The organism is Klebsiella ornithinolytica NBRC 105727 = ATCC 31898, assembly GCF_001598295.1.
In the GTDB taxonomy this organism is placed as follows: Bacteria; Pseudomonadota; Gammaproteobacteria; order Enterobacterales; family Enterobacteriaceae; genus Klebsiella; species Klebsiella ornithinolytica.
This window is the reverse complement of record NZ_BCYR01000010.1, coordinates 82,105-98,960: the sequence shown is the minus strand read 5'-3', so window position 1 is coordinate 98,960 and position 16,856 is coordinate 82,105. Positions and strand designations below refer to the sequence as shown.

The window sequence follows — 16,856 nt, the reverse complement described above, 5'->3', positions numbered from 1 at the left end:
TTCACCTCTGCTGGCTTGCGATGGGGCTATCATTGGCGGCGCAGACTGATTTGTTAATTTTGAATTTGTGACCTACTCATTGGGTTTTCTTATTAATTTGTTGTTAACTAAATTTTTTCAATTAGTTAACGGGATGAAAAATGAGAATGAGTGTCAAACAGTTACGCGCGTTTTTAGCGGTAGCTCACACTCTGAATTTTGCCCACGCCAGCGAACGGCTGAATATTTCGCAGCCGGCCCTCAGTCTGACCATCAAAGGACTGGAGGAGGGGCTCGGCGGCGCATTGCTGCAACGCAGCACCCGCCGGGTGACGCTGACTCAGGAGGGGGAGATCTTTTTACCGATGGCTCGTCAGCTGCTGGCCGACTGGGATAACGCCGAAGAGGCGATGCGCCAGAGCTTTACCCTGCAGCGTGGCAAAATCTCGATCGCGGCCATGCCCTCGTTTGCGGCAAACGTCCTGCCCGAGGTGTTGAAAGCCTTTCGCGATCGCTATGCCGGAATTAACGTGACCGTTCACGATGTGATTAACGAGCAGGTGATAGAAATGGTTCGTGAAGGGCGGGTGGAGATGGGGATCGCCTTTGAGCCGGCGCCAACCAATAATCTGCTGTTTACGCCGCTGGGCGTTGACCGTTTTATCGCGATTGTGCCGAAATCATCGCCCCTGGCCGGTAAACATCGTCTCTCCTGGCGCGAGCTGTTGACGCTGGATTTTATTACGCTGCAGCGGCCTTCGGCGGTCCGCCTGATGCTTGAAGAGGAGCTGGCGCGCAGCGGTCGTCAACTGGATGTTGCGCTGGAGAGTCACCAGCTGGTGACGGTCGGCAGAATGGTGGCCAGCGGCCTCGGCGGCAGCGCCGTCCCGGCGCTCTGCCAGTCGCAGATGCAGGCGCTGGGCGCCGTATGTCTGCCGCTGGATAACCCGCCGATTGAGAAGTGTGTCGGGGTGATCCATGCCGGTCATCTGCAGCTGTCGAAGGCGGCGCAGGCGTTGCTGGGCACGCTGAAGGGGGCATTTACGGCTTGACTGACGGGCGAGGATAAAAAAAACCGGCGTGGTTAGCCGGTTCAGGAATCAGATTTTGCAGGCGTCGCCACAATCATCATCGGCAACGATCGCTTCGGCTTTTTTGTCAGCGTCTTCAAGGCGTTCGGCATTGCGCTCTTGCGCTTCTTCCAGACCGCTGAAGACCAGATTGTCGAGATCAATTTCCATGAGTTACCCACTTTAGTTCACTTTTGACTGGGGTCAGATTATAGAGCAAAACCATGCCAGGATGAACCCTCGGCGCCCCGTTACCGCACAGAGCGGTAATAGCGTGGCGCCGCGTGATATTTTCATCTGACGCCAGAAGAGACTGCCAATAATAAGAGTTGACATCCCCCCGCCTTTAATTATAGGTGTGAGAATGATTATCTACCTATTTATTAAATGAAAAGACAACGACTCACTAATCAAGCGTTGACTTGAACTATTTATGATATTATGGCCGCGATTATGGTTGATTCTATGGATCTTGATCAATGGCTCAAACAGCAACAGTTGCCATCAAAGAATGGCGAAAAAATAATAAATTGATTTGTCAAATTAAACTCAAATATAAAAAGGTCTTACGAAAATGCAGAGAAATACCTCTCGCAGGGGGAAAGTATAAGGAATATCAAGCGCTTTGTGATAAATATGTTTGCGCCAGATTAACCGGTGCAACGCAGGGGCTGGTCAGTTTTCAGGATAAGCCGTTCAAAGCCTATTTAAATAAAAAAATGTCAAGAAGAGCCAAGCTGGATATTGCCTATGGCTCCTTGATTTTTATCGAGAAAACCTTTAGCGCAGCCGCGCTTCCACAGCTGTATAACGTGGTGGAGTATGGGCTGACCGTGGCGGAAATTCCGCTGAAAAACGGTAGCCACATTGCGGTGAAATTGCTGGCTTCGCCTTTTCAGGAAGAGGGCGAACTGATGCTATTAATGCTTCAGGATGGAAAACGCATTTACAGCATCTGTTTTTCCTGCACCGAGGATGGCCGGGCTTATATCGGCGGCATTCAGGGAGGGAAGGATATTGCCAATGATGAAATTAAAGTGCTGACTAAAGAGCTGCACGGCACCCGACCGAAAAATTTAATTATCTCTCTGCTATATGGTTTTTTACAGCATAGCGATATTAAAGAGATCTATGCCATCGACTCCGATTTTCACGTCAAAAGCGAGAAAGTACAAACCAGTTATGCTGCGCTGTGGCTGGAAGTCGGGGGCGAAAAACATCGTCGCGGCTGGTATAAATTACCGCCGCAGGAGATCAAAAAAAGTATAGAAGAGGTCAAAAGCAAACATCGCAGTCAGTTTATCAAACGCGAAGGTTTGAAGGAGCTGGCGCAGCTGGAAATGAAGGCTGCTCTGCGGCAAATCAGTGGGTCCCGGCCCGTAAACTAATTTGCACCTACCGGTGTGCTGGCCCACAGGGGGCTGTTGGCCAGCCATCTCCCGCCCGTTTATCCTCCTCTGGTGATTTATCACGCGCTTTATCACCGTTTCTGATGCAACTTCCGTTTATATATTAAAAAATTTTAAACATTTAATGCTGGTTTGTTTTACATAACTTTTACAAATCCATATACTTTATTACGTTCTTCGCTCGGCTCATGAGCGTCCAACCAGGATGTTATGCGGTCTGTATCCGATTTGTTTGGATCGGATGCTGTTAAAAATAAATATATTGGTTATAACGACTAAAGTCGTATGGGATGAGATATGGACGAACAGCGAGGTAGCGGCAGGAGGATCTTCTTCACCGTCTACCGGGTTATATTTGTATTACTCAGTTTTTGTACTGGACTCTTTTTCACTTTCTGGGGCGGTAAGCTCCTGACTCTGGGCGGTAGCGCCTGGTACCTGTTGGCTGGAGTGGCCTATCTGCTTATCGCCATCGGATACCTTATCCGCAGTCAATACGTCCTCCCTTTCACCATCGTGACCTTCTTACTGACCCTTGTCTGGGCGCTTTATGAAGTGCAGCTCAGCTACTGGGGACTGATTCCTCGTCTGGTGGTTCCGGCTCTGCTGCTGATGCTGGGCCTGTGGCTGGCCACAACGCTGCCGGTCAAACGCACCGCGGTCCGCTATGCGAACTGGAGCGCCTCGGCGATTTTCATCGCGCTGCTGGCGACGCTGGTCTCGGCGTTTTCTCCCCACGGTGGCATTCATCATGGCGTGGTGAAAGCCGCCGCCGATAGTAAGCCAACCCTCGCTTCCCAAAGCGACAACTGGGAGTTTTTCGCCCGCGATGCCTCAGGTACCCGTTTTGCTCCATACGATGACATTACCCCGGAGAACGTGAAAAACCTGAAGGTGGCGTGGACCTACCACACCGGCCGCCGGGTAAGCGGCCCGGGGATCGGGGTGGATGAGAATACGCCGCTGCAAATTGGCGATACGCTCTACTCCTGTACGCCGCTGAACGTGGTCACCGCCCTGGATGCGGATACCGGGAAAGCGCGCTGGCGCTTTGACCCACACGCGCAGACCGCAGAGCACGTTACCTGCCGCGGCGTCGGCTACTATGATGTGCAAAACGATACGACGCTGACGGCGCAGGAGAAAGCCAGCCCGGACCTGCAGCAGTGTCCGCAGCGGATTCTGGTCTCTACCGTCGATGCGCGCCTGCTGGCGCTGAACGCCAAAACCGGCGAGCTGTGCGATAACTTCGGCCGCCACGGTAGCGTCGATCTCAAGCAGGGGATGGACAACACCGAAAACAGCAAGCGCTACCATCCGACTTCGACGCCGGTGATCATGGGGCATATTGCGATACTGGGCGGCTGGGTTCGCGATATTATTCACGGCGAACCTTCCGGCGTGGTCCGCGCCTTCGATGTGCGCAGCGGCAACGTGGTTTGGGCCTGGGATGTGGGGCAACCGGAAAATGTGACCGATCCGCAAAAAGGGCGGGTGTACACACTCGAAACGCCGAACGTGTGGACGGTTCCGGGCTTTGATAAAGAGCTGAACCTGGTTTATCTGCCGACCGGCAACGGTCCGCCGGATTACTGGGGCGGCGATCGTAATGAGGCCAAAGAGAAGTACGGCTCTTCGGTGGTGGCGGTGGATGCCAGCACCGGTGAAACAAAATGGGTCTTCCAGACCGTTCACCATGATGTCTGGGACTATGATTTGCCGTCTCAGCCGGTGCTGTTCCATATGAAAAATGACCAGGGCGAAGAGGTTCCGGTCCTGATTCAGACCACCAAAACCGGTCAGATCTATGTTCTCGATCGTCGCACGGGCAAACCGGTGACGCGCGTTGAGGAACGGCCGGTAGCGCACGCAGGCGCAGAAGGCGAACGTCTTTCTACCACGCAGCCGTTCTCGACCGGGATGCCGCAGCTCGGCGTTGAGCCGTTAACCGAGAAATCCATGTGGGGCGTGACGCCGTTTGACCAGCTGATGTGCCGCATTGACTTCAAAGAGTCCACCTACCTTGGAATGTATACGCCGCCGTCAGAGAAGCCGTATATCGAATGGCCGAGCCTGCTGGGCGGCATGAACTGGGGCGGCATCACCATCGATGAACGCACCGGGACGCTGTTTGTTAACGACATGCGTATGCCGCTGAGAATGTCTCTGGTGCGTCAGGAAGATATGGCGAAATACAAGGTCTCCACCGACGAAGTCCCGGGCTTTATGGGCACCGTCCGTCCGCAGATCGCCGGGCCATATGGCGGCGTGCGGATCGATATTCTGCAATCCGCGCTGGGGATTCCGTGTAATACGCCGCCGTTCGGCACGATGAGCGCCATCGATCTCAATACTCGTCAGCTGATGTGGCAGGTTCCGATGGGCTCCGTCGAGGATACCGGTCCGCTGGGTCTGAAAACCCACATGCATATCCCGCTGGGTATGCCGACGCTGGGCGGCCCGACCTCGACCGCTTCCGGGCTGATCTTCTTTGCCGGGACCCAGGATAACTACCTGCGGGCGCTGGATTCCGCAACCGGTAAAGAGCTGTGGCGCGCGCGTCTGCCGGTAGGCGCAGTGGCCGCGCCGCTGATCTACAAATCGCCGAAAACGGGCAAGGAGTATGTGGTGATCTCCGCCGGCGGCGCCAGCCACTCCCCGGATGTGGGCGATGATATTATTGCCTATGCGCTGGAAGAGTAGCGCCCTGAAGGCGGCGTATTGAGTTCGCCGCTCCGCCAGGTTAAAACCAGCCAGCGTCATTGCTGACTGGTTTTTTTTTGCCTCAGCTCAGGTGTCGGCCACGTTGACCGACAGTCGCAGGGCCTCGCGCTTTAGCAGGAGGCGACCACCTCATGGCAGGCCACAAAGTGGCCGGCGGCTATCTCACGCAGCGTGGGGATTTCGCGGCGACAGCGGTCGTTAGCGCTCGGGCAGCGTGAAGAAAAACGACAGCCGGGCGGCGGATTCGCGGGATCGGGGATCTCGCCTTGTACAACCGCGACGGGTTCGGCGTGCGGCTCGAGCGTCGGTACCGCCGCCAGCAGCGCCTGGGTGTAAGGGTGGCGCGGTTGGGCAAACAGCGCATCGCGACTGGCGGTCTCCACCAATTGTCCGAGATACATCACCGCCACGTCATCGCAGAGATGCTCCACCACGCCAAGGTCATGGGAGATAAACAGAAAGGTAACGCCGAAATCGTCGCGCAGATCGGAAAACAGGTTGATGATCTGCGCCTGGATAGAGACATCCAGCGCCGAGATCGGCTCGTCGGCAATGATAAAGTCCGGGTTGAGAATCAGCGCCCGGGCAATCCCGATACGCTGGCGCTGACCGCCCGAGAACTCATGTGGAAAGCGATTGTAGTGGTGGGGCGCGAGGCCGCAGATCTGCATGACCGCAATCACCTTGTCATAGAGTTCCGCCCGGCTGCACAGTTTATGCTGCAGCATGGCTTCGCCAATCGCCTCGCCAACGCGAATCCGCGGGTTCAGTGAACTGTAGGGATCCTGAAACACCAGCTGGATTTTAGGGCGTAGCGCCTGCATCTCCTGCGAGGAGAGGGCGGAGAGCTCCCGGCCCCGGTATTTCACGCTACCGGCGCTCTTCTCGTATAGCCCCAGTAGCGTGCGCCCCACGGTCGTTTTCCCGCTGCCGGATTCGCCCACCAGGCCGAAAATGGTCCCCTGGCGGATGCGAAAGCTGACGCCGTCCACCGCCCGTAGCTGCCCGGTTTGCTGGCCAAACAGCCCCTCGCGCAGCGGAAAGTGCTTTTTTAATCCTTCGACTTCAATGACATATTCATGGCTTTCAGTGTTCATGCAACCGGCCCCGCGGATAGGGTGTGAAAGCAGGAGGCCTGCCGCGTTGTTCCCAATAACGGAGGGAGACTCTGGCGGCAGACTGCGCTGGCCCGCTGGCAGCGGTCGGCAAAGGCGCAGCCGGCCGGCAGGGCGGCCAGATCCGGCACCTGGCCGGGAATTGAGTACAGGCGACGGCGTCGTTCGCCGGGCACCGGACGCGAGGCGATCAGCCCCTGAGTATAGGGATGCTGCGGGTGGCGTAAGATCTCGGCCGTCGGGCCAGACTCGACCACCCGGCCGGCGTACATCACCACCACCTGTTCCGCCATTTGCGCAATCACGCCCAAATCGTGGGCGATCAGCAGCATCGCCATCCGCCTGGACTGCGCCCGATCGCGCAGCAGGCGCAGGATTTGCGCCTGAACGGTGACATCCAGCGCGGTGGTGGGTTCATCGGCGATCAGCAGCTTCGGTTGGCAGCTCAGCGCCATGGCAATCATCACGCGCTGTAGCATCCCGCCGGAGAGCTGGTGCGGGTAGCTGTTCATCAGGCTATCCGCGCGCGCCAGCCCCACTTCGCTTATCAAACGGGTGGCGTGGAGCCAGGCGGCTTTGGGCGTTTCGCCACGGTGGCGAATGAGCGGCTCGCACAGCTGCTCGCCGATGGTCAGCACCGGGTTCAGCGCGGTCATCGGTTCCTGAAAGATCATCGCCAGCTGGTTGCCGCGCAGGTCGGCCATAGGGTTGGCTTTCAGACGCAGCAGGTCCTGCCCGTCAAAGAGGATTTCGCCGCTATCAATACGCGCGGCCTGGGGCGGCAGCAGGCCCATTAAGGCCATGGCGGTGACGCTTTTTCCACAGCCGGATTCGCCGACGATCCCAACGGTCTGGCCGGCATGAATAGCGAACGACACCTCCTGTACCGCCCGCACACGCTGTTTTTCAGCGGCGAAGGAGACCGAGAGTTGTCGGAAAGTGATTAACGGGGCGCTCATTTCAGCCTCTGTTTCATTTTCGGATCCATCGCATCGCGCAGGCCGTCGCCCAGCACGTTAATGGCAATCACGGTGATAAAAATGGCGATACCCGGCGGCATCCATAGCCACGGACGACGCTGGAAATCGATCAGGCTGTTGGCGGCGTCCATCATATTGCCCCAGGAGGGCGTGGGGGGAACCACCCCCAGTCCAAGGTAGCTGAGCGCCGATTCGCTCAGAATGGCATTTGCCACCGCCATGGTGGCCATAACCACCAGAATCGGAATGGTATTGGGCAGCAGATGGCCAAACAGGCGACGGCGCGCGGAGAGGCCCAGCACCCGGGTTGCCAGCATGAAATCACGTTCGCGCAGCGACAGGCATTGACCCCGCACCAGCCGCGCCAGCTTTGGCCACTCCAGCAGGCTGAGCATCACCACGACCATATAGATCCGGGCATCCGGGGAAAAATCGAGCTCGGATAACATCGCGCCAGCGACGATCAGCAGCGGCAGGCCGGGAATCGTCATGACCAGGTCCGCCAGGCGCATGATCAGCTTATCGGTCAGGCCGCCGGCATAGCCGGAGACGGCGCCGAGCAGGTAGCCCAGCGCCACCGACAGCAGCATGGTGAGCAGGCCAATAATCAACGAAATACGTCCGGCCATCAGCAGGCGGGTGTAGACATCGCGGCCGAGAAAGTCGGTGCCCAGCCAGTGCTCAGCGCCGGGCGGCTTGTTAATCATCAGGACATCGGTGGCATCATCTTTCCACGGCGACCACAGCGGCCCCAGCACGCACCAGGCGGCCATTACCGCCAGCAGCAGCAGGCAAAACATGGCCAGCCGGTTGCGTTTAAGCGACCGCCAGGCCTGGCGCCACGGTGACGGGGTGATCATAGCGAGCGCCGGAATCTCCGCCTTGCGCAGGCGACGTGGCGTTGAAAACAGAGTGTTAAACATGATTATGACCTCAGCCGAATCCGCGGGTCGGCCCACGCGTAGAGAACATCGGCTATCAGGTTGCCCAGAATGGTGAGCACCGCCAGAAACAGGGTAAATCCCATCAGTACCGGATAATCGCGGGCGGCCAGCGAGTCGATATGAATATGCCCGGCCCCGGGCCAGTTAAAGACCTTTTCCGTGATGATGGCGCCGGAAAACAGTCCCGGTAACTCGAAGCCGAGCAGCGTGATAATGGGCAGCAGCGCATTGCGCAGCGCGTGTTTGAAGATCACCGTCCGTTCATGCAGCCCTTTGGCGCGGGCGGTACGAATAAAATCCATTCTGACCACGTCAAGCATACTGGCGCGGAAGTAGCGCGTCAGGCTGCCGGCCTGCAGCATCACCAGCGCCAGAACCGGCAGCACCAGGTGCGCGGCCACCTGCAGGATATAGCCCCAGCCGCGGTCATCGCTGCCGGTGTTGGTCATTCCGCCAACCGGCAGCCAGTGCAGATCCACGGCGAACCACTTAATCAGCAGCAGACAGAGGAAAAAGGTTGGAAAGGACATCGCGGCAAAGACCGCCACGCTCACCAGGTGGTCAAACAGCGAGTTTGGCTTCATGGCGGAGACGATACCCACCGTCAGGCCGATGCCCCAGTAAAAAACCAGCGCAATGCTTGCCAGCAGGAACGAGTTCCAGATGTACTGGTTTAGCAGCTGGCTGACCGGAATCTGGTACTGCAACGAGAAACCGAGATCGCCTCGCAGCAGCTGGCCGAGCCAGTGCAGATAGCGGGTCAACAGCGGTTGGTCGAGGCCATAGATGGCTTTGAGTTCGGCGGCGCGAGCGGCAGTGAGGGTAATATTACCGTCGATAAAGTCGCCGGGCGTTTTGGCAAACAGCATAAAAATAATCAATGAGGCCAGTAGCAGCATCGGCAGCGTTTGCAGCAGCCGTCTCAGGATAAAATTTCTCATAACATTCTCACATCAGCCGCCGGGTTATTCCGGCGGCTGTGATGGTTACCTGGCGATTTTCACATCCGGCAGGCTGCCGGTCAGGCCGTTATAAATATCCGGTTTAAAACCGGATACCCTGGCGCTGCTGGCCGAGAGAATCTGGCGGTAGCCGAGAAGAATGACCGGCGGGTCTTCCGCCAGCACCTGATACAGCTGGTGGTAAATCGGCTTACGTTTTTCGACGTCGAGCACGGCGTTGCCCGCGTTAATCAGCTTATCGACCTGTGGATTGTTATAGCCTGACTCTTTGGCTTCAGTGCTGTAGAAATCCCATACACCATCGTGCGGGTCGTTGAGCGTGCTGGTGCTAAAGGAGGCCAGGTCATAGTTGCCCGCTTTACGCTGGGCCATCAGGGCGTTGAAGTCGACCACCTGCGGCTTGAGCACGACGCCGATCTGCTGCCAGTTCTCTTTGGCAATCGGGATCAGCGCATCGTTGAGCACCTTCTTACTGACCAGCAGCGTCAGCTCCAGACGCTGGCCGTCTTTCACGCGGATGCCGTCCGGACCCGGTTTCCAGCCCGCTTCATCGAGCAGTTTTTTCGCCTGCGCCGGATCGTAGTGATACGGGTTAACCCCCTGCGGATTGTAGGCCCAGGAGATAGGGGCGATCGGTTCAACGGCCACCTTGCCATAGCCCTGGTACACCACATCGATCAGCTTCTGGCGGTCGAGGCCGTAAATCAGCGCCTGACGAACTTTGACCTCCTTCAGCGCCGGACGACGGACGTTAAACTCCACCTGGCTGTAATCGCTGGAGCCGTAGAGGTTGATATTGGCGAAGCCGAGCATTCTCAGCTGTTCGATATCGTCCGGGCGCGAGGTAAAGGCGTCGTAGTCGGTTTCGCCGGTCTGGAACAGCTGGAAGTTGGTCGACGGGTTGGTGACGCGGTAGATAAAGCGCGGCGTCGGCGGTGTGCCGCGGTAGAAGTGGCTGTTAGCGTGGAAACGAATCTCCTGGCCCGGAATATATTTGTCATAGACGTAAGGACCGTTGCCCAGCGGTTTTCCGTGCAGGGTGCGGAGATAGTCGAGGTTGCCGCGCTGATACTCTTTGCCGTACCAGGCTTTCGACAGCACCGGCCCTCCGATCCGCGAAAGGGTGGTGGCCCCGGGCTGCGTCGTCGTGACCTGCAGGGTCAGCGGGTCGATGACCTTCAGGCCGCTGACGCTGTCGGCTTTCCCGGCTTTATACTCGGCGCCGCCGGCAATGTTGGCGAGGGTAATATCGGTATCGCCGTCATACTTTGGATCCAGCAGCACGGTCAGAGTAAAGGCGACATCTTCCGCGGTGAGCGGCGAGCCGTCGCTGAAGGTCAGATTCGGCCGCAGCTTGATGGTATACACTTTGTTGTCGGCGCTCACTTGCCAGCTTTCGGCCAGGCCAGGGACCAGGTTGCCGTGGCTGTCCCAGTCAATCAGGCGTGAAAAGATGACGTTGGTGACGTTTTCGTCCCAGCCGTTAACGAAGAAGTAGGGGTTAAAGATCCCCTGCGGCTCGGAAATCCCGGCGACGACGGTGTCTTTACGCAGTTTGGCTGCCGCCGGGATCTGGCTGGCATCGGTGGCCGGCGTGATGCCTTCCTGCAAAATATCGTCCGCGCTGGCCACAGAAGAAAATGCCAGCGTGCCGCCGATTAACGCGATTCCAAGAGCGTGTGAAAATCGCGTCCGTTTAGTTTTTAATCCGTGCAGTAATCTGGACAAAAGTGCTCCCTCATCAAATGATTGCGCTGAAATTTACAATTCATGACGAAAGATAAGAGGCGCACCACGGCCTGTCTAACAACGAAAAAATATGATTTATAGCGAATCAGCATTAGCAATAATCTGGCAATAAAATGCCAGATTTTGATTAAGACGTAGAATTTTCCACCGACAGGTCCGTAGCGAGAGTCAGACGGTCCGCGACCCAGCCGTGCTGACCCAGCGCGCGCTCATCCAGCGGCCGGGGCAGCCGGATGCGCAGTTGCCCGATGACCCGCCCCTGAATCTGCTCGCAGTTGCCGTACAGCAGGCGTGCCCCGTCGCCGAGCAAAGCAGCGATATGGTGTAAATCCGGTTCACCGCCGCTGCTGCCGTCGAAGTGCAGGGTCACCAGCTGCGAGCCGTCCACCGACGACAGGTTCTCGCCGGGACGACCGTGATGCAGCGTACTGGTCATGCTGCGCGTCACCTCGTGTTGCGGGTTGCCAAACACTCGCCACACCTCGCCCTGTTCGATAATGTGCCCGCGCTCCAGCACCGCCACCCGATCGCAGAGCGTGCGGATAACCTCCATTTCATGGGTAATGAGGATAATCGTCAGACCCAGGCGCTGGTTAATCTCTTTCAACAGCTTAAGCACAGAGAGGGTGTTTTCCGGATCGAGCGCCGAGGTTGCCTCGTCGCAAAGCAGAATTTCCGGCTGGGTCACCAGCGCACGAGCGATCCCGGTGCGCTGCTTTTGCCCGCCGGAGAGCTTTGCCGGCCAGCTATCGCGCAGGGCGCCGAGGCCGACCAGTTCCAGCATCTCATCGACCCGACGCTGTCTTTCGGCCCGCGGGACGCCGGCCATCTTGAGCGGCAGCTCGACGTTTTGCGCCACCGTTTTGGTCGACATCAGGTTGAAGTGTTGAAAGATCATCGCCACCCGGCGGCGCAGGTCGCGCATCTGACTGCGTGAATAACGCAATGTCTGTTCACCGTGAATGGTGATTTCGCCGCTGTCGGCGTTTTCCAGGCGATTAAACAGGCGCAGCAGCGTCGATTTCCCGGCGCCGCTGCGGCCGATAATGCCAAAAATCTCGCCCTGATAGAGCGTCAGGTCAATATTCTGCAGCGCCTGAACGCCGTTAGGGTAGGCTTTGCTTATTCCGCTTAACTGGATATGCGGTACGGCATGAGGATCGTGAGTCACGGTAGTTTGCTCCATCAACCTTGAAAAACCGGCAGCATCAGCGCTGCCGGATACGCTCCGGCGATCAGAAGCCCGGGACGATTTTGCCTTTGTAGCGGGTCAGGATAAAATTGCGCACCGCGTCGGAGTGCAGCGCTTTCGCCAGCTTCTGGATCCCCGGATCGTTGAGGTTATCGGGACGGGCCACCAGATACTCGACGTACAGATCGCTGCCTTTTTCCACCAGCAGGGCTTTATCGGTGTCGATCCCTGCTTCCAGCGCATAGTTGGCGAAAATAAACGCCAGATCGACCTGATTCACCGCCCGTGCCAGCATGGCGCCTTCCAGCTCGCGAATTTTAAAATGGTGCGGGTTGGCGACAATATCCCGGGTCGCCGATTGCGGATCCTTCGGATTTTTCAGGGTCAGCAGGCCGGCATCGCTTAACATGACCAGCGCCCGCCCGGTGTTGACCGGATCATTCGGCACCGCGATGGTTGCGCCATCCGGGAGCGCTTTGATGTCGTGGTATTTGCTGGAGTAGGCGCCAAACGGTTCAATATGGACGCCTACCACCGGCACCAGATGGGTATGTCGCGTCTGGTTGTAGTTCTCGAGGAACGGACGGTACTGATAGTAGTTGGCGTCGAGGTTTTTCTCCGCCAGCTGTTGGTTGGGCTGAATAAAGTCGTTAAAGACTTTGATTTTCAAATCAACGCCCTGTTTGGCCAGCTCCGGCTTTACAAACTCAAGGATTTCCGCGTGCGGTACCGGCGTGGCGCCGACGGTCAGCGTCTCGTTGGCGGCGACAGAGGCGGAGAAGAGGGTCAGCAGCCCGGCAGCGATAAGGTTTTTTTTCACGATGTTGTTCATGGTTTTTTCCTGGAAAAGTAGCGTGAATGTGTTATTTACGGCTCATGTACCGCACGAGGCGGTCGCCGCTCATCTGTAAAATCTGCACCAGGGCAATCAGCAGCAGGACGGTGACCACCATCACGTCGGTCTGAAAGCGCTGGTAGCCAAAACGAATCGCCAGATCGCCGAGCCCGCCGCCGCCGATAACCCCGGCCATAGAGGTGTAATCCACCAGCAAAATCGCGGTAACGGTGACGGCGGCAAGCAGTCCGCCGCGTGATTCGGGCAGCAGGGTGTGCCAGATCAGCTGCGCGGTATTGCCGCCCATTGACCAGCTGGCCTCCACCAGACCGTGATCCACCTCGCGCAAAGCGCTTTCCACCAGCCGGGCGAAGAAAGGCGCGCAGCCCGCCACCAGCGGCGGAATGGTGCCCTGTACGCCCAGGGAGGTGCCGGTAATTAAGGTGGTGACCGGGATCATGACGATCAGCAAAATAATGAACGGCAGCGAACGCAGGACGTTGACGCAAAGCGACAGCAGGCGATACAGCCGCGGGGCGTGCAGCAGCTGCGGCTGGCCGGTGAGGTAGAGGACAATCCCCAACGGCAGGCCGAACAGTACGGTAAAGCCCAGCGACCAGCCCAGCATGATTAACGTGTCGATGCCCGCCTGGGTCACATCGCTCCAGTCGATATCGGCAAAAAACTCCAGCACGGGGGCCACCTTAGTTCCAGTCGTGACGCTGTGGGCGAATGCCGTTTAATACCCAGTTGCCGAGCAGCTGATATTTCCAGCGTACCGGGTCGTGCAGGGTGTGAACGCGCGCATTGCGCCAGTGGCGATCGAAGTTGTGAAAGTTGCCGGTCGCCCGGGTACCGCTGAGTTCAAACAGGCGGCTGGCGGCGTCAAGGGCGACCTCGGTGGTGAACACTTTGGCGCGGGCAACGGCGATGGAAGCCTGCGCCACATGCTCTTCGCTGAGATCATGTTTAAACCGGTCGAGAACCTTGCCTGCCTGCTCCAGCAGCGCCTCAGCGGCGGCCAGTCGGCTATCAATCTGTCCGATATGGTAGATGGTGAGCGGATCGTCGCTGGCCCGTTCGACGCCGGCATCAATCCACGGTCGGGCGAACTGGCGAACAAAGGTGACCGTGTCGTTGAGGGCCGCGCGGGCGATCCCGGCATCAATCGCGGCGGTGGTGAGCTGCGCGAAGGGGCCGGCGAGCGTCGGCGTGGCATAAGATTTCCACGTCGGGAAAAGATGGAACGGCGCGACCGCCAGATTCTCCGCCAGCACCGTGCCGCTGGCGGTATTCCGCTGTCCAAGGCAGTCCCAGTCATCGAGCACCGTCAAGCCAGCGCTGTCGCGCGGTACGAAGGCCAGCTGCGCGCGATCGTCGGCGTCCAGCGCCAGAATGCCTATCCAGTGGGCGTAGAGCGATCCGGTGCAATAGCCCTTACGTCCGTTGATGTACAGCGTTTCACCGCGGGTTTCCAGGCGGGTGCGGATATCGAGCACCGTTTTGCCGCCGGTCTCGGAGAGCGCGTTGGCAAAACGATACCCCTGTAACACCAGACCAAAAAAGAAGGCCTGCTGCTCTGCGCTGCCCTGCAAACGAATGTCCTCGAGCAGGCAGTAGTGGTTTTGCGGAATTTGTCCGAGCGACGGATCGGCGGCGGAGATGATGGCAATCACCTGGGCCAGGGTGGCGGCGGAGACCTCGGCACCGCCCCATTGGCGCGGCACCGTGATGCCCCACAGGCCGCTGTTGGAGAAGGTATCGACAATCTCGGGCGCCACCGTCCCGTGACGGTCGCGTTCTGCGGCCCCGGGTTGTAGCCGCTGGGCAATCTCGTGGGCGATGGCGATGGCTTCTTCATCGCTGCCGATGACATGGGCATTCGGCGAATGGCGGGTGTAGCTGACAGGCGATTTACTTTCTGACATACGGATTTCTCGTGGTTAACTAAATGGCTATATGCAAAAAATGGATAACTAAATAACCTATAATTCCAATGTGTTATATGTGAATAGCAAAGGCTGTGCCAGTTCGCGGAGAATTTTTAGATGAATAAAATCAATTAATTACGTTTCTATTTGCCGGAGGGGCTGCTGCAAATGCAGCTGCGGTGATAGCAGGCTGTTGCATTTCCGACAGCCTGCGTCGGGGAAACTTGCTGCAACAAGCGTTATGTAGTTTGATATATATCGAAAAATGATCATCAGAGGATCGGCAATGCATCTGTTTATGTTCTACGTCGGTGGCAATGCGGGTAAATCGAATATTGAAGTCCATGACATTCAGTTTGTGGTGGCGCGAACCCCGGAAGAGGCGTGGCCTGCGCTGCGTGAGGCCTGGTTTGGCGATGCGGATAAAATCCATATTGACGGCTATAGCAGGATCCGCTGGGCCGATGGTTATGAGGTGACTCTGGCCAGAACGCCTGCTCACGACGGGGTGAAGCTGTTCTTTGTTAACGCCGGCGGCTATCGGTCCGACACCCTCGCGGAGCTACATGAATTCGGACTGTTTGCGGCGAGTGATGCGCGGGAGGCGAAGGCGAAAGCGCTGCAGACACTGCTACGCGGCGCCTGGCAGCAGCATAAGGACAATCTGCAGGCCGTCGATGATTGTCTGCTGCTGGACAAGGTGGGCGACTGGTATCTACACCTGACGCCCAACGCTGCGGGCGAGGCGGCAAAACCCGAGTGGCAAGGCTATCAACCGATTGGGATTTGAAATCCTGTCAGCGCCGGGAGGCATCCTCGCTCATTGCCCGTCAGATTTTGGCCTGATTGACTCGCGCTGAGAGGGCCTGATGGCTCTCTTTACGTTCGCTGTATCGCCCGGCGAGCAGCGGGGTATGGCCTTTCAGCAACTGGGTTATCTTGAACAGCTCTTCGCTGACGTCGACGATTCTGTCGTACCACGGCGAGGGTTTCATGCGACCCTGTTCATCAAACTCCTGCCAGGCTTTGGGGACAGACGATTGATTCGGGATAGTAAACATCCGCATCCAGCGCCCGAGGATCCGCATCTGATTGACGGCGTTGAACGACTGGGAACCGCCGCACACCTGCATCACCGCCAGCGTTTTGCCCTGAGAAGGGCGGACAGCACCTTCGCTCAGGGGGATCCAGTCAATCTGGGCTTTCATCACCGCGCTCATCGCGCCATGTCGCTCCGGTGAACTCCAGATCATCCCGTCGCACCAGCGCACCCGTTCACGCAGCTCAACCACTTTAGGGTGCGATTCCGGCGCATCATCGGGCAGCGGCAGTCCGGAAGGATTGAAGGTCTGGACGCTGGCGCCCATGGCCGTCAGCAGTCGCCCGGCCTCTTCCGCGGCGAAGCGGCTGAAAGAGCGCTCGCGAAGCGAGCCGTAGAGAATGAGGATGCGCGGTGGCGCCCGATCCGGGAGCTTGTTGGCAAGTTCAAAATCAAAAAATTCATGTTGCAGGGCAGGAAAATCAGCCATGGGGGAACACCTTTTTTTTGAGAGCGGTTGTTTCAAAATGAATACATATGATTTAGCATATATGTAAATGTCACGCTAAGGAATCGAAAATGCCGCATCCGCTAGAGGTTTTTAAAATATTGTCTGACGCCACGCGCCTGACGATCGTGATGTTGCTCAGGGAGCAAGGTGAACTGTGCGTCTGCGATATTTGCGCGCTGACAGCGGAATCACAACCCAAAATCTCCCGTCATATGGCGATTCTTCGCGAGGGAGGGCTGGTTCTTGACCGCCGGGAAGGGAAATGGGTGCACTACCGTTTGTCGCCGCATATGCCGGCCTGGGCGGCAGAGATCATCGACAGCGCATGGCGATGCCTGCGTGATGAGGTGCGTGCCCGGGTCGCTGACGCTTCGCCGTCTTCCTGCTGATGGCGGCTTAATATATCTGTTATTACA

16 protein-coding genes are annotated in these 16,856 nt (G+C 57.6%); 5 read left to right on the top strand and 11 right to left on the bottom strand.

Annotated elements, in window-relative coordinates; genetic code table 11:
- Nucleotides 1–140: 140 nt before the first annotated feature.
- Entirely contained in the window at nt 141–1,031 is an 891-nt protein-coding gene (locus ROR01S_RS18955; protein WP_004862938.1) for a LysR family transcriptional regulator, read from the top strand.
- 48 nt (nt 1,032–1,079) lie between these two features.
- On the opposite strand, the gene ROR01S_RS27135 is transcribed toward ROR01S_RS18955, so the two are convergent.
- Nucleotides 1,080–1,220, bottom strand: coding sequence for a hypothetical protein (locus ROR01S_RS27135; protein WP_004862935.1), 141 nt, complete (start codon nt 1,218–1,220; stop codon nt 1,080–1,082).
- Between the two features lie 308 nt (nt 1,221–1,528).
- Here ROR01S_RS27135 and ROR01S_RS18950 point away from each other — a divergent pair, with 308 nt between their 5' ends.
- Complete coding sequence (locus ROR01S_RS18950) at nt 1,529–2,437, top strand: DUF535 family protein (RefSeq protein WP_004862932.1); 909 nt, start codon at nt 1,529–1,531, stop codon at nt 2,435–2,437.
- A gap of 318 nt (nt 2,438–2,755) precedes the next feature.
- Nucleotides 2,756–5,161 carry a membrane-bound PQQ-dependent dehydrogenase, glucose/quinate/shikimate family gene (locus ROR01S_RS18945; protein WP_044023519.1) on the top strand — a complete coding sequence of 802 codons (2,406 nt, stop codon included), beginning with the start codon at nt 2,756–2,758 and terminating at the stop codon, nt 5,159–5,161.
- 131 nt (nt 5,162–5,292) lie between these two features.
- Here ROR01S_RS18945 and ROR01S_RS18940 read toward each other — a convergent pair whose 3' ends face one another.
- The 9 genes from ROR01S_RS18940 to ROR01S_RS18900 form a co-directional block, all read right to left on the bottom strand.
- Nucleotides 5,293–6,279 carry an ABC transporter ATP-binding protein gene (locus ROR01S_RS18940; RefSeq protein WP_064359783.1) on the bottom strand — a complete coding sequence of 329 codons (987 nt, stop codon included), beginning with the start codon at nt 6,277–6,279 and terminating at the stop codon, nt 5,293–5,295.
- Nucleotides 6,276–7,256 carry an ABC transporter ATP-binding protein gene (locus ROR01S_RS18935; RefSeq protein WP_064359782.1) on the bottom strand — a complete coding sequence of 327 codons (981 nt, stop codon included), beginning with the start codon at nt 7,254–7,256 and terminating at the stop codon, nt 6,276–6,278. The genes ROR01S_RS18940 and ROR01S_RS18935 overlap by 4 nt, the downstream gene beginning before the upstream one ends.
- Nucleotides 7,253–8,200: an oligopeptide ABC transporter permease gene (gene opp4C / locus ROR01S_RS18930; protein ID WP_004862917.1), complete on the bottom strand. Its 948-nt coding sequence runs from the start codon at nt 8,198–8,200 to the stop codon at nt 7,253–7,255. The genes ROR01S_RS18935 and opp4C overlap by 4 nt, the downstream gene beginning before the upstream one ends.
- A 2-nt stretch (nt 8,201–8,202) precedes the next feature.
- Entirely contained in the window at nt 8,203–9,162 is a 960-nt protein-coding gene (locus ROR01S_RS18925) for an ABC transporter permease (RefSeq protein ID WP_015584160.1), read from the bottom strand.
- Nucleotides 9,163–9,207: 45 nt separating this feature from the next.
- Entirely contained in the window at nt 9,208–10,911 is a 1,704-nt protein-coding gene (locus ROR01S_RS18920) for an ABC transporter substrate-binding protein (RefSeq protein WP_064359781.1), read from the bottom strand.
- Between the two features lie 148 nt (nt 10,912–11,059).
- Entirely contained in the window at nt 11,060–12,118 is a 1,059-nt protein-coding gene (locus ROR01S_RS18915; protein WP_015584162.1) for a methionine ABC transporter ATP-binding protein, read from the bottom strand.
- Between the two features lie 49 nt (nt 12,119–12,167).
- Complete coding sequence (locus ROR01S_RS18910) at nt 12,168–12,944, bottom strand: MetQ/NlpA family ABC transporter substrate-binding protein (RefSeq protein ID WP_064359814.1); 777 nt, start codon at nt 12,942–12,944, stop codon at nt 12,168–12,170.
- A gap of 43 nt (nt 12,945–12,987) precedes the next feature.
- Nucleotides 12,988–13,653: a methionine ABC transporter permease gene (locus ROR01S_RS18905; RefSeq protein WP_015584164.1), complete on the bottom strand. Its 666-nt coding sequence runs from the start codon at nt 13,651–13,653 to the stop codon at nt 12,988–12,990.
- Between the two features lie 10 nt (nt 13,654–13,663).
- On the bottom strand, nt 13,664–14,887 hold the full coding sequence (locus ROR01S_RS18900; protein WP_064359780.1) for an SfnB family sulfur acquisition oxidoreductase: 1,224 nt from the start codon (nt 14,885–14,887) through the stop codon (nt 13,664–13,666).
- A 289-nt stretch (nt 14,888–15,176) separates the two neighbouring features.
- Between ROR01S_RS18900 and ROR01S_RS18895 the strand changes: the two genes are divergently transcribed.
- Nucleotides 15,177–15,680, top strand: a complete 504-nt coding sequence (locus tag ROR01S_RS18895; protein WP_015584166.1) for a DUF1543 domain-containing protein — start codon at nt 15,177–15,179, stop codon at nt 15,678–15,680.
- A 40-nt stretch (nt 15,681–15,720) separates the two neighbouring features.
- Here ROR01S_RS18895 and arsH read toward each other — a convergent pair whose 3' ends face one another.
- Entirely contained in the window at nt 15,721–16,419 is a 699-nt protein-coding gene (gene arsH / locus ROR01S_RS18890; RefSeq protein ID WP_032717686.1) for an arsenical resistance protein ArsH, read from the bottom strand.
- Nucleotides 16,420–16,508: 89 nt separating this feature from the next.
- Here arsH and ROR01S_RS18885 point away from each other — a divergent pair, with 89 nt between their 5' ends.
- On the top strand, nt 16,509–16,829 hold the full coding sequence (locus ROR01S_RS18885; RefSeq protein ID WP_004862888.1) for a metalloregulator ArsR/SmtB family transcription factor: 321 nt from the start codon (nt 16,509–16,511) through the stop codon (nt 16,827–16,829).
- Nucleotides 16,830–16,856 lie beyond the last annotated feature (27 nt).

Bases quoted from the DNA above. Each gene is read 5' to 3' on its own strand.
- ROR01S_RS18885 (WP_004862888.1), top strand. From the start codon at position 16,509: ATGCCGCATCCGCTAGAGGTTTTTAAAATATTGTCTGACGCCACGCGC.
- ROR01S_RS18950 (WP_004862932.1), top strand. From the start codon at position 1,529: ATGGCTCAAACAGCAACAGTTGCCATCAAAGAATGGCGAAAAAATAAT.
- ROR01S_RS18935 (WP_064359782.1), bottom strand. From the start codon at position 7,256: ATGAGCGCCCCGTTAATCACTTTCCGACAACTCTCGGTCTCCTTCGCC.
- ROR01S_RS18955 (WP_004862938.1), top strand. From the start codon at position 141: ATGAGAATGAGTGTCAAACAGTTACGCGCGTTTTTAGCGGTAGCTCAC.
- ROR01S_RS27135 (WP_004862935.1), bottom strand. From the start codon at position 1,220: ATGGAAATTGATCTCGACAATCTGGTCTTCAGCGGTCTGGAAGAAGCG.
- ROR01S_RS18900 (WP_064359780.1), bottom strand. From the start codon at position 14,887: ATGTCAGAAAGTAAATCGCCTGTCAGCTACACCCGCCATTCGCCGAAT.
- ROR01S_RS18915 (WP_015584162.1), bottom strand. From the start codon at position 12,118: ATGGAGCAAACTACCGTGACTCACGATCCTCATGCCGTACCGCATATC.
- opp4C (WP_004862917.1), bottom strand. From the start codon at position 8,200: ATGTTTAACACTCTGTTTTCAACGCCACGTCGCCTGCGCAAGGCGGAG.
- arsH (WP_032717686.1), bottom strand. From the start codon at position 16,419: ATGGCTGATTTTCCTGCCCTGCAACATGAATTTTTTGATTTTGAACTT.
- ROR01S_RS18895 (WP_015584166.1), top strand. From the start codon at position 15,177: ATGCATCTGTTTATGTTCTACGTCGGTGGCAATGCGGGTAAATCGAAT.
- ROR01S_RS18940 (WP_064359783.1), bottom strand. From the start codon at position 6,279: ATGAACACTGAAAGCCATGAATATGTCATTGAAGTCGAAGGATTAAAA.
- ROR01S_RS18925 (WP_015584160.1), bottom strand. From the start codon at position 9,162: ATGAGAAATTTTATCCTGAGACGGCTGCTGCAAACGCTGCCGATGCTG.
- ROR01S_RS18945 (WP_044023519.1), top strand. From the start codon at position 2,756: ATGGACGAACAGCGAGGTAGCGGCAGGAGGATCTTCTTCACCGTCTAC.